Consider the following 13,149-nt stretch of genomic DNA (forward strand, 5'->3'; position numbering starts at 1 on the left):
GTGGCGGCCAGGTTGTGTCCGCTTCTCGGGGCATGATGGATGACATGCCGAAGACCTCCGCACGGTTGTTGTCCCTGTTGTCGTTGTTGCAGGTGCGCCGGGATTGGTCGGGTGCGGACCTGGCGACGCGGCTGGACGTGAGTCCGCGGACGGTGCGGCGTGACGTCGACCGGCTGCGCGAGCTCGGGTATCCGATCGCGGCGGCGAAGGGGCCGGACGGCGGCTACCGGTTGGGAGCAGGCTCCGAGTTGCCGCCGCTGCTGTTCGACGATGACCAGGCTGTGGCGCTGGCCGCGGCGTTGCAGACGGCGGTCGTCGGGGGCGGCGGTCTGGAAGAAGCGGCGTTGCGGGCGTTGAACACGGTGCGCCAGGTCATGCCGTCGCGGCTGCGGCGCCGGGTCGACATGTTCCAGGTGACGGCGATCGAGGAGCCGCGTGCGGCGGTCGGCGTGGACGTGCTCACGGCGCTCAGCGCCGCGATCCACGCCCGCGAGGTGCTGCGCTTCGACTACGCCGACGGCGATGTCCCCCGCCGCGCGGAGCCGCACCACCTCGTCACGCGTCGCGGGCGCTGGTATCTGGTCGCGTGGGACCTCGACCGCGACGATTGGCGGGTGTTTCGCGTGGATCGAATCAGTCCCCGTATTCCGACCGGCCCGCGCTTCACTGCGCGCGAACTGCCAGGCGGGGACGTGTCCGCTTTCGTCACGAGCCGCTTTCAGGGCTCTGACGGCGCCGGCGGCTGGCCGTGCCGCGGTGAGGTGATCCTGCACGCGCCGCTCAGCGCGGTGGCACCGTTCGCCCGCGATGGTGTCGTCGAGGAACTGGGCCCGGACCGTTGCCGACTCACCTTGGGCGCCTGGTCGTGGCCCGGGCTGGCGGCGGCCTTCGGGGCGTTCGACGCCGACGTCGAGGTGGTCGGGCCGCCGGAGCTGAAAGCCGCGTTCGGATCGCTGGCGCGTCGCTACGCTGCCGCGGCAGGGGGGACACCGTGACCGCGGAAGCATTGAAGATCGCAGCAGCATTGAACGAGATCGACCGGGCCTTCGGCCCGCGTACCGGCCGGACCGTGCCGGTGGACGGCTGCCGCCACTGCTTCACCGAGGACGAACTCGCCGAGTTGTCCGGGCCGGTCGCGCGGATCAGCGACGGGAACCTGCACCACGCGATGTTCAGTTGGGGCGGCACGCTGGACGAGAGCGTGGACTGGCTGCGCTGGGTCACGCCGGGTCTGCTGCGCTCGATGATGGAGTCCGGCGCGCTGCTCGACGACTGCGCAGCGTTGGCGGTAGGGACCGACTCCACACAGCAGTGAGGCCCGGCCGGCGTATCGCCGGACCGAGCCCCACCACCGTCAACATGTCAATGTCCAGTAAACAGGCTCCTGATCTACTGTGAGAACACCTCCAATTCCGAGAGCTGGCCGGCCGGCCAGCCGGTGTTCGCGGTGAAGGTCAGCTTCACGTACCGCACGTTCGCGGCCGCGAAGGTGGCCGTCACGGTGTTCCCCGTGCTGGGGTTGAAGGTGTAGCCCGCCGACGGGGCCAGGGTGGTGTAGTTGGTGCCGTCGGTGCTGCCCTGGATCTGGACGGTCTGGGTGCGGGTGGCCCACGCGGTGGCCGGCGGCAGGTCCATCACGATGCGGCTGACGCTGTGCGCGGCGCCGAGGTCCACCTGGAGCCACTGCGGGAAGGCGTTGTCGGTGCTCTCCCAGTAGCTGCTGGTGTTGCCGTCGACGGCGTTGCCCGGCGAGTAGTTCTGGGTGGTGCCGCTGGCGGTCGTCGGCTGGTTCAGGGCCAGGTTGCTGTTGGCGGTCGTGGTGCCGGTGCCCGACAGGGTGACCGTCAGGGGGCTGCTGGGTGCGTTGCTGGCCACCGACAGGGAGCCGTTGGCGCTGCCGGACGCGGTCGGGGCGAACGTCACCTGGACCGCGCACGAGGCGCCGGCGGCCAGCGAGCTGCCGCAGTTGTTGGTCTGCGAGAACGGTCCGCTCGCGGTGACCGAGGAGATCGCGGCGGCGATGCTGCCCGGGTTGGACACCGTCACGGCCTGCGCGCCGCTGGTGGAGCCGACTGCCTCATTTCCGAACGACACGCTGGACGGGTTCGCCGTCAGGGCACTGCCATTGCCGTTCGAGGCGCCGCCCGGGAAGATCTGGAACTCGGACAGCTGCGCCGCGCTCCAGCCGGTGTTGGCGGTGAAGCTCAGCCGCACGTATCGGGCGCTGGTCCCGGTCGGCAAGCTGATGGCCGCCGTGTTACCGGTCGAGGGATCGAAGGTGTAGCCGGCCGAGCCGACGATCTGGCTGAAGGTGGTCCCGTCGGTGCTGCCCAGCACGGACAGCGTCTCGGTGCGGGTGTTCCACGCCGAGGACGGCGGCAGGAAGAGCTTGGCCGAGCCGATCGACTGCGTGGAGCCCAGATCCACAGTCAGCGTCTGCGGATAGGCCGTGCCGTCGGAGCTCTCCCAGTAGGTGTTGGCGTCGCCGTCGGTGGCGTTGGACGCCACGAACGTGCCCTGGGTGCTGCTCGCGGTGGCCGGCTGCCCCAGCGCCAGGTTGGTCGTGGAGCTGATGCCGCGCCCGGTCAACGCCACGCTCAGGTTGCCGCCGGGGGCGCTGGTGGCGACGGTCAGCGTGCCGGTGGCGTTGCCGCCGGTGGTCGGCGCGAACGTGACCTGCGCCGTGCAGGAGGCGCCGGCGCCGATCGAGCCGCCGCAGTTGTTGGTCTCGGAGAACGGCCCGGTGGCGCTGATCGAGGAGATCGGCGCGGCGCTGGTGCCCGGGTTGGTGATCGACACCGACTGCGCGGAGCTGGTCGAGCCGGAGTTGACGTCACCGAACGACAGGGCGCTCGGCGAGGCGTGCAGGGCGCCGGGCTGCACCGGGTCCGGGAACGTGGTGAGCACCGGGGTGGTGCTCCAGCCGGAGTTCCCGCTGCCGAGGTTGAAGGTGTAGGCGCCGGCGACATTGCCCGGGTAGCTGTTGTTGTAGGTGCCCGAGACGCCGACCCCGCTCGCGGTCACGCCGCTGACGGCGGCCGCGCCGCCGGTCTCGGCCTCGAACACGGTGGTGCCGGTGTTCTGCACCTTCACGTTGCTGATGTTCAGGCCGTTGGCGAGGTGGCCGGTGCCGTCGCCGCCGACGATCTCGAAGGCCTCATAAGGGCTGTCGAGGATCGCGCCGCCGCTGTAATTGATTGTGACGTTGGTGAAGTCCGTGTTGTAGGGGTCGAACTGGACGGCGCCCATCACGTGGCTCCAGTTCGGGTTGTAGGCGCCGGCCCGGATCAGGTAGTTGCCGGAGACCGTGATGGTGCCGGACAGTGGCGAGAACGGCTGTAGGAACGCCTCGTTGGAGATGGCCAGGCCGCTGCCCAAGGCGTTGTCGTCGGCGATCACGTTGTTGGAGATCGTGTTGTTCGAGCCGCCGTAGTCGGCTATGCCGTTGGCCAGCGTCGGCGCCACGATCGTGTTGTTGGCGAAGGTGATGTTGGAGTCGGCGGTCGGGTAGGACCAGATCGCCAGGCTGTCATCGCCGGTGCCGCGCAGGAAGTTGTTCTTCACAGTGCACTGCGAGGCGTTGCCGTTGAAGTTCAGGCCGTCGGCGTCGGTGGACTCCACGACGGTGTTCTCCACGGTGCAGTTGCTGTTGCCGTACTGCAACCAGAAGCCGACGTTGGTGTCCTGGATCCACAGCCCGTCCACGGTGAAGCCGTTGCCCAGCGAGCCGTCGATGCCGTTCGCCGAGCTGTCGTCATGGCGTCCGACCGTGCTGCCCAGGATGGCGAAACCGCTGAGGTTCACCGGCCCGGAGACGGCGCTGGAGTTGTGGATGAACATGTTCGACTTGATCTGCGAATACCAGCTGCCCGCGCCGACGATCGTCGCCTTCTGGGTCTGGATCGGGTTGTTCACCAGGTACGTGCCCGGCGGGATCCACACCGACTGGTTCGCGGCGTTGGCCGCGGTGATCGCGCTGTTGAAGGCGTTGCTGGAGTCGGCGGCCCCGGTGGGGTCCGCGCCCTCGCTGACGACCGAGACCGAGCCGGAGGGCTGGGTCGCCGCGGCCGGGACGTTGTAGAAGTCTGCGACGTCGATCGTGTAGGGCACCGCGGTGTCCGAGGAGTCGACCTGCAACTTCACGACGGCGCCCTGCGGCAGGGTCTGGTTGAACATCATCCGGGCGTCGTCGAAGAACTTGTGGGTCTTGCTGCCGGTGATGCCGCCGGTGCTGATGTAGCTGTACGCCGAGGTGAGCGACAGCTCCTGGCTCTGCTTGGTGCCGTTGACGTACACCGACAGCGAGCCGGACGCGCCCTGGTTGAGGTTGTAGTGCACGTCGAGGGCGTCGGCGGCGCTGGTCAGCGTGAACTGCACGTACTGCCCGGATCCGGTGAGCTGGACCGCCTCGCGGCCGGAGGCCTCGCTGGCGACGCTGCCCTGGGTGAAGTCCGGCCCGAGCAGGGTGCCGGTGTTGGTCGAGGCCTCGGCCTCGTACTCGGTGAACGGCAGGTTCGCACCGGTGCCGGAGGGCACGTTGAACGGGGACTGCGCCCAGTACGGCGGCGTCCCGGGGCCGTTCATGGCGTGCGCCGGCGCGGCGCCGAGCACCATCGTCACACCGGCGACGGTGCTCGCGGCGGCGGTCACCAGGGCGGCGAACCGTCTGCGCAGGGGTGGGGCGGGGAAGCGGTGTCCTCTGACACGCATGCGTCCTCCTGGGCGAGAGATGGATGTGCCTAGTGGGGGTGGAGCGCAGGGCACATCGTTGCAAGGGCGACAGGCGAACGCAAGACTCTGACAGCTCTACGAAATATTGCGTTCATTCAACGGAACTCATGGATCACGGTCTGGAAACGCGGGCCTGCGGGGAAAACGGTGGCCCGATGCCGGGCGATCAGGCCAGGCTGTTCCCGTTGAACGGAGGTCTCGACCATGTTTTAGGGGGAGCGATGAGCGCGACGAACCGCGACTGGCACGAGGACTATCCGCCGACCCTGAAGAAGGTCGCGGCCGAGGGCGTGTCCCAGGACTTGGTGTTCGACCCGGCGATGAAACAGCACGCGCGGGCGTACCGGGCCGGCGATCCGCGGTTCTCCGATCCGGGACGCGGCGCGCAGTGGTACGGCACCCGCATGGTGGCGATGGCCGCGGCGCTGTCGGCCGTCGCCGAGTGCGACTTCGGGGCGCACCTGGTGTTGCGTGGCAGCGTGCTGATGAAGCTGTGGTTCGGTGCGGACGCGCGGGAACCGGGCGACCTGGACTTCGTCGTCGACCACCGCGACTGGTCCGCGACCGATGCGCGGACCGACGAACTCTTCGATCAGGTCGCGGCCGGCGCCGAGGTGGCGGCCGACCGCGACGGCATCGTCCGCGTCGACAGGCACGGCGCGCTCAGCGACGAGATCTGGACCTACGACCGCGTCCCCGGCCGCCGGCTGGTGCTGCCGTGGAGCGCCGAGGGCTGCCCGGACGGCACGGTGCAGCTGGACTTCGTCTTCGGCGAGGAGCTGCCGGAGCCGGCGAAGGCGAGCGAGTTCTGGTTCGCGGGCAGCGTTCCGACGACCATGCGCGCCGTGTCGCCGGAGCTGTCGCTGGCGTGGAAGCTGCTGTGGCTGGCCACGGATTCCTACCCGCAAGGCAAGGACCTGTATGACGCGGTCCTGCTGGCCGAGGCGGTCCACGTCCCGTTTCCGCTACTGCGGGAAGCCTTCGCCGCGGAGCCGTACGGGGAGTCCCGCATCGTCCAAACCCTGACGGCGAACCTCCGGGACACCCAGAAGTACGACGACTGGGTGGGCTTCCAAGAAGACCATCCGGACGCGGTCGGCGGTCCCGAAGCGCTGGTGCGGCGCCTGCTCACCGCCCTGGAGCCGACGTTCGCCGAGGCGCCGGGGGCCTCGGGTTCCTGACGTTTCGGCATGTTTCGGCACGTTTCGGCAAGGGGCCGAGGCCACGGCCCCTTGCCCAACCACCCCACCACGAACTAGTTTCGCGGCCACTGACGACGCCACTGACGACGCCACCGACGACGACCCCCCTCAGCCGGCGAGGAGCCGCGCATGTCCGTAGTCTCACCGCCGCCGCCCGTCCGCGCCCGGCCGGACCAGCGCCTGCGCGGCGGGGCGTTGGGGCTGCTGGACATCGCCGGTTCGACGATGGCCAACATCGGGCCGGCGATGAGCTTCTACTTCAGCTTCGGGTTCCTCGCCACGACCTCCGGGGTCGCCTCACCGCTGACGATCGCGGCCGCCGGGCTCGCCGTGGCGTTGCTGGGGAACACGTTGGCGCAGTTCTCCCGTGCGCATCCGTCGGCGGGGAGCTTCATCACGTTCGTCGGGACGACGTTCGGCGGCGCGAGCGCGGTGGCCACCGCGCTTCTGGCAGCACTCGGCTACATCATCGGGATCTCGGCGGTGATCGCGGTCTCCGGCGGGTTCCTGGCCACGACGCTGAAGTACTACGCCGGGTGGAGTCCGCCGTGGATGGTCTGGACGTTGGTGCTGACCGGGGCTTCGGCGGCGCTGATCGCGCGCGGGATCGTGTTGTCCACCAAGGTCGCAGGGTTCTTCTTCGCCGTGGAACTGCTGATGCTGCTGGTGGTCTCGGTCGCGGCGATCGTCAAGCATGGCGGACACCTGTCGGCCGCGCCGTTCCTGCCCAGCCACATCCGGGGCGGGATGTCGGGGCTGGCCGAGGGGTTCCCGTTGGCTGTGTATCTGTTCATCGGCTGGGAGAACTCGGCGGCGCTGGCCGAGGAGAGCGAGAATCCGCGACGGGATGTGGGACGTGCGGTGTTCTCTTCGGTGGCGGTGATGTCGTTGAGCTACGTGCTCTTCGCCTATGCCACGGTCACCGGCTTCGGCTACGACGTGCACAAGGTGGGGGCGGCGGACGTGCCGTTCGTCTACGTGGCGCGCGGAACGCTGGGCGTGCTGGCGTTCCTGGCCTACGTCGCCGGGCTCACCTCGACGGTCGGCTCACTCATCGCCGGTGCCAACTCCCAGACCCGGCTGCTGTTCAACGCCGGGCGGGAGCGGCTGTTGCCGGCGTTCCTGGGCTACGTTCACCCCACACGGCGCACGCCGACCAACGCGATCGTCACCTTCATCGCCGCCGCGCTGCTGATCATCGGCGGCTGGGGCCTGGGCCACGTGGTGGGCCACCACGGCCGGATGGACGCGACGTCGTTCTTCGCCGAGGCCTCGTCGATGGGCTCGATCCTGATCCTGCTGGTGTATCTGGCGGCGAACGTCGCGTTGCCGTTCTACTACCGCAGATACCGGCCGACTGAATTCCGGGTGGTGCGGCACGTGGTGCTACCGGCGCTCGGGGCGGTGGCGATCGTCGTGCCGCTGTACTACCTGGTCAAGCCGGGGCAGCCGGCGCCATACAGCTGGTTCCCGTACGTCTCGCTCGCCCTGCTGATGGTCTCCGTCGCCTACGCAGTGGTCCTCACCCGCCGCGATCCGGCGCTGGGGGAACGGGTCGGCGCGGTCGTCGCCGACGGTTATGAGGAATGAGTGAGCGTTTCGACCTGCACGGCTACCGCTCGCCCCGCGATTTAGAGTGTCTAGCGTGGCGAACTCCGCGGGTAAGTTCGGGCCCTACCCGGCGCCGGTGCCGCCCGCGCTGGTACGCGGCGCGGGCACCGGCACCAACACCGCCCGCCTGCCCGTGCGCCACCAGACCGGCGCCGAACAGATCCGCTCCCGGATAGCGCTCCAGGTCCGACTCGGCCAACTCGCACCCGGCGAACGCCTACCGGACACCGGGGTCATCGCCGAAGACCTCAGCATGAGCGAGATGACGGTCCGCCGAGCACTGGAGACCATGTGCCAGGACGGCCTCCTGGACCGCCGCCGCGGCCGAGTCGGCGGTACCTTCGTCGCACCGAACTGGGACGCGGTGGTCGCGGCCTTCCGCGACGAGGAACAGGCGGCGTCACTGGAGGACTTCCTCCTCCTGCTGGAATGCGGCTTGGTCGCGCGCTCGGCGGACGAGCTCCCCCCGGCCTGGGACACGGGCCTGCGAACAGTCGTCGACGAGATGAACGCCACCGCCGACCACACCGAACTACTCCGCCTGGAAACCCGCTTCCACCTCAGCCTGGCCGAGGCACTGGGCCACGGCATGGCCGGCGAGGAGGTCGCGGACCTGCTGGGGCGGGGCTGCCTGGTGGCTGTCGCGCCCGCGGCGGCGGAGTTGCAGGAGCGGAACAAGCACCATGCGGATCTGCTCAGCGCGCTGGAGTTGGGGAGGCTGGACGCTGCGGTCGCGGCGGTGAAGGCGCATCAGGTGGACCGGGTGGACCGGGTGGACCGGGTGGACCGGGTGGGGCGGGGGTGAGCGGGAATGCCCTGCTTCCGCACCGTGATCGCGTGTGGCAGGGTGCTGTGACGTGCCCGAACAGAATGCGGAAGCCGAGCAGCCGTCGTACGAGTTGCTGACCGCGTTGGCGCAGTCGCAGCGCCAGACGATCGCGGAGCTGACCGAGACCGTCGCGGATCAGGCGGCACTGATCAGCCAGTTGGAGAAGGCGGCAGCCTCAGGCCGGCGCTGGAGCGTCAAGAAGACGCTCGATACTTCCCGCAGCTACGCGGGGCTGGGCGCTCGGGTCGAGACCATCCTCCGGCTCGCCCAGGATGAGGTGGAGGTACTTCGCAAGGAGGCTGAGCGCACCGCGGCCCAAATCATCGCGGACGCTCAGCGGGATGCCGAGGGGCTCCGGGCGGAGGCCCGGGGCGAGGTGTCCTAGCCCCAGGGATCGGACGTCGGATCAGCATGCCAAGCGCCCTAAGCCCCCGGTGCTAGGACCAAAGCCGCATACCCTTCGCAGCAGCGCCGTGTCATCGTGTGACACGTCATCGAAGATCGTCGGCGGGCCGCGGGATGGCCTGCGACCTGCGCTATCGCGGGGGATTCATGAGCACTTGGGTCGGCGCCGCCGAATCGGAAGCGGAATCGGAAGCGAAAACAGCGAAACTAGAACCGACGCCGAGCCCCGCCTCCTGGCGCGACCTGTTCCAACCCGGCACCGGCGTACTCGTCCTAGGCCTCCTGCTCCTCGAATTCGCGACGGCGATGCAGTACTTCGCAGTGGCCGTAGTGATGCCGCTGGTAGCCCACGACCTGCACGCCGAGCGCTCCTACGGCTGGTTGCTCGGCTCCTACGGCATGGCGATGATCGCCGCCGCGCCGCTGACGCCGGGGATCACGGCGCGGCTCGGGCGGCTGCGTACCGCGGGCCTGGCCTCGGTGGTGTTCGTGGTCGGCGGGGCGCTCGCTGCGGTGTCGACGTCCGCGGTGTCCTTCGTCCTCGCGCGTGCGTTCCAGGGATTCGGATCCGGGGTGCTGACCACGTTCGGGGTGAGCGCGGTCGCGCACTCGATCCCCGAGCGGCTGCGCAAGCGCGTCTACTCGCTGATCTCGGCGATGTGGCTGCTGCCCGCGTTCCTCGGGCCGGTGTACGCCTCGACGGTGTCGGACCTGCTCGGCTGGCGCTGGACGCTGACCTTGCTGCTGCCGCTCGTGGTCGTTGGCCGGGCACTCGTGGTCCGTCGGGCTGCCGGGATGCGGCGGGCCGTGGACGTTGGGAGCCGCGAGAACGGCGCGCACACGTCCCAGTCCCCACCCCTAATCCGTGTCCTGATCCTCATCACCGGCTGCCTCCTCCTGCTCGGCGGCACCAGCGTCAAGAGCCCCGTCGGCCAGGCCGTCGCCGCGTGCGGCCTGGTCCTCGTCGCCCTGGCGGCCCGCCGCCTGCTCCCGCTCGGCGAACGCGGCCCGCGCCTCGCGGTCTTCGCGATGCTTACCCTCTCGCTGGGCTACTTGGGTCTGGACGCGATGGCGACCGTCATCGCCCGCAGCGGCTTCGGCTCCTCCATCGCCGCCGCGTCGGCCGTGCTGACGTGTGACGCGGTCGCGTGGTCGACGGTGGCGTTCCTGCAACCGAAGTTCCACGAACGCTGGAACCTGAGCACCGGCACGGCCGGAGTCCTCGGCGCGCTGCTGGTCGCGATCCCGGTCGCGACGCTGCCGGTGCTGCTGGCCGCGCATCTGTCGTCCGGCACCGCGATGCCGCTGATGTGGGTGGCGTTCCTGGTGTCCGGCTCCGGGATGGGCTTCATCTATACGAACCTGCCGGTCACCGCGGTGAGTGTGCGGGACAAGTCGACCACGGATTCCTTCGCCGCCGGGCTCGTCCTCGCCGAGTCGATGGGGGCGAGTCTGGGTTCGATGATCGGCGGCGGCCTCTACTCGTACGGGCTCCAGCACGGCATGTCCGCCTGGCACTCGCTCGCCGTGGCGGTGGCCGCGCTGAGCCTGTCCTTGTTCGCGACCGCGTTCATCGCGGTGCTGATCCGCCGCCAGCTGGTTGTGACGCCGTCACTCTGAGCGCGGGAACACGCGGCAGTTGGTGTGCATGTACCGGGCCGGGCCGTCGGCGAAGTCGTAGAGCGCGACGGTCTGGGGGTCCTCCAGGGGATCGGTCGGCGGCATCAGAAAGTGCGTGTCACTCAGCGGGAGGAGGTCGTAGCGGATCCGCTCGGGCTTGTGGAGTATCGCGGCGCGTTGTGGGTCGATGACGTTGGTCAGGTAGAGCCTCCCGGACTCGGACGACACCTCGTAACGTGCGCCGGGTCGCTCGTAGACGCCTTCGTACTTCGCCGGGTCGAGTTTCAATGTCGGGTTCGGCGTGGGGAGATCCGGGATCGTGGTCAGGCCGAGATCGGTCAGGATCTCGTTGAACACGCGGCGATAGAAGGCGTCCCTCGGCCCGCCGTTCGTCAGCATCACGATCGCGGTGTTCGAGTCCGGCAGGATGCGCAGGCGGCAGCTCTGACCGATGGTGCTGCCGTCGGAGGCGTAGACGGTCTCGCCGGCCCAGTCACACACGATGAGCCCGAGTGCCCACTCCGGCCCGAAGAGATACGGGTCCGGCACGGGCACCCGCGAGTGCATCACCTCCCTGACACTCTCCGCCGACACGATGCGCCGACCGTTGGCGGCCGTGCCCGCGTTGAGCAGGACGTGCGCCAGCGCGAGCACGTCCCGGACCGTCGAGGTGACGCCGCCGCCGGGGCCGAAGACGCGCGGCAGGTAGTCGATCGGCGTGACGAACGGGCCTTCGTCCAGTGACCGGACCAGATGGCCGGTCGCGGCGCGGGTCCCGGTCTGAGCCGCCATCGCCACCAGATCGGGCCGAGTGCCGGTATCGGTCAGGCCCATGGGATCGAACAAGCGGTCGCGCATGACGGCGTCCCAAGTCTTGCCGTCGGCCACTTCCAGAATCCGCGCCAGGAGCGCGTAGCCGAGCGCCGCGCTGTAGCCGTGGGTGTGGCCGAGCGGGAAGACCTGTGGCGCGTCGGCGATGGCGGCGACCACGCGTTCGTACACGTCATCGCCCTCGCCGGGATCGCCGTGGAGTTCTTCGATGCCGTTGGTGTGGTTCAGCAGGTGCCGAGGAGTGACCCGGGCGCTGGTCTCGGGATCGGCGACGGCGAAGCCGGGGAGGTAGGTCCGCACCGGTTCGTCCAGGTCGGCCTTGCCTTCGTCGACGAGCTGGAGGAAGGCGAGCGCGGTCCAGGTCTTGGTCATGGAGCCGCACTGGTAGACGGTGTCGGGCGTCGCAGGCTCCTGCGTTTCAACGTTCCTGACGCCGACCGCCGACTCGGTGATCTCTCCGTCGTGCAGGACGCCGATCGCGGCGCTGGGGATCCCGTACTCGGCGAGAAGCTGACCGACCCGGCTTGGAATCTGTTGTGGCATGGTGCAAGAAGCTATGTTGCGTTCAGAGAACCGTCAACGAGAATGCGGGATGAAACGGCTCGTGGACGCCAATCGTTGCAACAGCATTGTGAACGAACGCAAGGAGGTCGCCGGTGCCGGGAGGCAGGCTGACGTATACGGATCGCGGCCAGATCGCCGCGTGGCTCGCCGCCGGGCTCGGGTACGCCGAGATCGGCCGCCGGCTCGGTCGGCCGACGTCGACCGTCAGCCGCGAGGTCGCGCGCAACGGCGGGTTCGGCGCCTACGTGGCCGACGACGCGCAGCACACAGCCGGCGGCCGGGCCCGCCGCCGCAAGCCCGATCGCCCGGACGGCAGCGGGCCGGACGGGAGCGGGCCGGACGGGAGCGGGCCGGACGGGAGCGGGCCGGACGGGAGCGGGGTCGACGGCTGGCCGGACGAGCGGGTACGCGGCTTCGCGGAGAGCTTCGCGACCGTCCTCGCCGGGACCGGCCTGCCGCGCATGACCTCGCGGGTGTTCGCCTGCCTGCTCACCGCTGACGCCGACGGTCTGACGGCGGCCGACTTGGTGCGTCGGCTCCGAGTCAGCCCGGCGTCGGTGTCCAAGTCCATCGGCTACCTGGAAGCCGTGGAACTGGCCGCGCGCAGATCGGATCCCGGTGAGCGCCGCGAGCGCTATCTGATCGGCGACGACGTCTGGGGCACGGCGTGGCGCGCCGACACCGGTGCCCACGGCGCGGTCGCGGCCGCGGCGCAGCAGGGCATCGACATTCTCGGGCGCGATACGACCGCCGGCATCCGGCTCGGCCGGATGGGCCGATTCTTCGGACAGCTCAGCGAGCAGATGCAGGGCAGCGGCCTCGCCGACGGCGCGGTCCATGACGCCCTGACGCTGGTCGCCGCCCTCGTGCACGCCGCTCGGCCGGTGGGCGTCGCGGGCCTGGCTGACGCACTCGGGTGGTCCGAGCCGCGTGTCCTCGCAGCGGTGGAGGCGAATCGGGACCAACCGGCGATCGCGGATCCGCTCGTGCTGCGAGACATCGGGGCTCAGGAGTATGCGGTGGTCGCGAGGTCGGACCGCTTGAGTCCGGAACAGCGGGAAGCGATTGAGAAGACAACAGCCGTGCCGGGATCGCCGCCGTCGCGTTGAGGCGCCAGCAGCCAGCAGCCAGCAGCCAGCAGCCAGCAGCCAGCAGCCAGCAGCCAGCAGCCAGCAACCAGCAACTAGCGGCCAGCGCCGCTAGCAGTCAGCGCCGCTAGTGCGGTGGCTGGATTGGTTCACCGGGTTGGTGGTGTGGTCACCTGTTGGACGAGAGTCGGGTGCGGAGGTCGCCGGTCGTGTACGGGGTTTAAAGGCGTTGTTGAGAAATCGGCAGATTTCGGCCAAATGTTCTCGC

Annotated in this window: 10 protein-coding genes; 8 read left to right on the top strand and 2 right to left on the bottom strand. The window is 69.5% G+C overall.

Going from position 1 to position 13,149, the window contains the following annotated elements:
* Window positions 1-44 precede the first annotated feature (44 nt).
* Window positions 45-995 carry a helix-turn-helix transcriptional regulator gene (locus IZR01_RS29055; RefSeq protein WP_194925705.1) on the top strand — a complete coding sequence of 317 codons (951 nt, stop codon included), beginning with the start codon at window positions 45-47 and terminating at the stop codon, window positions 993-995.
* Entirely contained in the window at window positions 992-1,315 is a 324-nt protein-coding gene (locus IZR01_RS29060) for a hypothetical protein (protein WP_194895305.1), read from the top strand. The genes IZR01_RS29055 and IZR01_RS29060 overlap by 4 nt, the downstream gene beginning before the upstream one ends.
* Before the next feature lie 74 nt (window positions 1,316-1,389).
* Here IZR01_RS29060 and IZR01_RS29065 read toward each other — a convergent pair whose 3' ends face one another.
* Window positions 1,390-4,710 carry a discoidin domain-containing protein gene (locus IZR01_RS29065; protein WP_194925706.1) on the bottom strand — a complete coding sequence of 1,107 codons (3,321 nt, stop codon included), beginning with the start codon at window positions 4,708-4,710 and terminating at the stop codon, window positions 1,390-1,392.
* A gap of 242 nt (window positions 4,711-4,952) precedes the next feature.
* Between IZR01_RS29065 and IZR01_RS29070 the strand changes: the two genes are divergently transcribed.
* From IZR01_RS29070 to IZR01_RS29090, 5 genes are all read left to right on the top strand, one after another.
* Complete coding sequence (locus IZR01_RS29070; RefSeq protein WP_194925707.1) at window positions 4,953-5,912, top strand: nucleotidyl transferase AbiEii/AbiGii toxin family protein; 960 nt, start codon at window positions 4,953-4,955, stop codon at window positions 5,910-5,912.
* 150 nt (window positions 5,913-6,062) lie between these two features.
* Window positions 6,063-7,523: an APC family permease gene (locus tag IZR01_RS29075; protein WP_194925708.1), complete on the top strand. Its 1,461-nt coding sequence runs from the start codon at window positions 6,063-6,065 to the stop codon at window positions 7,521-7,523.
* A 55-nt stretch (window positions 7,524-7,578) separates the two neighbouring features.
* Window positions 7,579-8,349 carry a FadR/GntR family transcriptional regulator gene (locus IZR01_RS29080; RefSeq protein WP_194925709.1) on the top strand — a complete coding sequence of 257 codons (771 nt, stop codon included), beginning with the start codon at window positions 7,579-7,581 and terminating at the stop codon, window positions 8,347-8,349.
* A 52-nt stretch (window positions 8,350-8,401) separates the two neighbouring features.
* Window positions 8,402-8,758, top strand: a complete 357-nt coding sequence (locus IZR01_RS29085) for a V-type ATP synthase subunit E family protein (RefSeq protein WP_194925710.1) — start codon at window positions 8,402-8,404, stop codon at window positions 8,756-8,758.
* A gap of 167 nt (window positions 8,759-8,925) precedes the next feature.
* Window positions 8,926-10,398, top strand: coding sequence for an MFS transporter (locus IZR01_RS29090; RefSeq protein ID WP_194925711.1), 1,473 nt, complete (start codon window positions 8,926-8,928; stop codon window positions 10,396-10,398).
* Here IZR01_RS29090 and IZR01_RS29095 read toward each other — a convergent pair.
* On the bottom strand, window positions 10,390-11,772 hold the full coding sequence (locus IZR01_RS29095) for a serine hydrolase domain-containing protein (RefSeq protein ID WP_194925712.1): 1,383 nt from the start codon (window positions 11,770-11,772) through the stop codon (window positions 10,390-10,392). The two genes, IZR01_RS29090 and IZR01_RS29095, sit on opposite strands and share 9 nt — an antisense overlap.
* 113 nt (window positions 11,773-11,885) lie before the next feature.
* Between IZR01_RS29095 and IZR01_RS29100 the strand changes: the two genes are divergently transcribed.
* Window positions 11,886-12,902 (top strand): GbsR/MarR family transcriptional regulator, encoded by a 1,017-nt coding sequence (locus IZR01_RS29100; protein ID WP_194925713.1) that lies wholly within the window; start codon window positions 11,886-11,888, stop codon window positions 12,900-12,902.
* Window positions 12,903-13,149 lie beyond the last annotated feature (247 nt).

The organism is Catenulispora pinisilvae (genome assembly GCF_015356865.1).
Lineage (GTDB): Bacteria > Actinomycetota > Actinomycetes > Streptomycetales > Catenulisporaceae > Catenulispora > Catenulispora pinisilvae.

What these genes read in the sequence shown, in the direction of transcription:
- IZR01_RS29055 (WP_194925705.1), top strand. Translation starts at nt 45, where the DNA reads ATGCCGAAGACCTCCGCACGGTTGTTGTCCCTGTTGTCGTTGTTGCAG.
- IZR01_RS29065 (WP_194925706.1), bottom strand. Translation starts at nt 4,710, where the DNA reads ATGCGTGTCAGAGGACACCGCTTCCCCGCCCCACCCCTGCGCAGACGG.
- IZR01_RS29070 (WP_194925707.1), top strand. Translation starts at nt 4,953, where the DNA reads ATGAGCGCGACGAACCGCGACTGGCACGAGGACTATCCGCCGACCCTG.
- IZR01_RS29075 (WP_194925708.1), top strand. Translation starts at nt 6,063, where the DNA reads ATGTCCGTAGTCTCACCGCCGCCGCCCGTCCGCGCCCGGCCGGACCAG.
- IZR01_RS29090 (WP_194925711.1), top strand. Translation starts at nt 8,926, where the DNA reads ATGAGCACTTGGGTCGGCGCCGCCGAATCGGAAGCGGAATCGGAAGCG.
- IZR01_RS29095 (WP_194925712.1), bottom strand. Translation starts at nt 11,772, where the DNA reads ATGCCACAACAGATTCCAAGCCGGGTCGGTCAGCTTCTCGCCGAGTAC.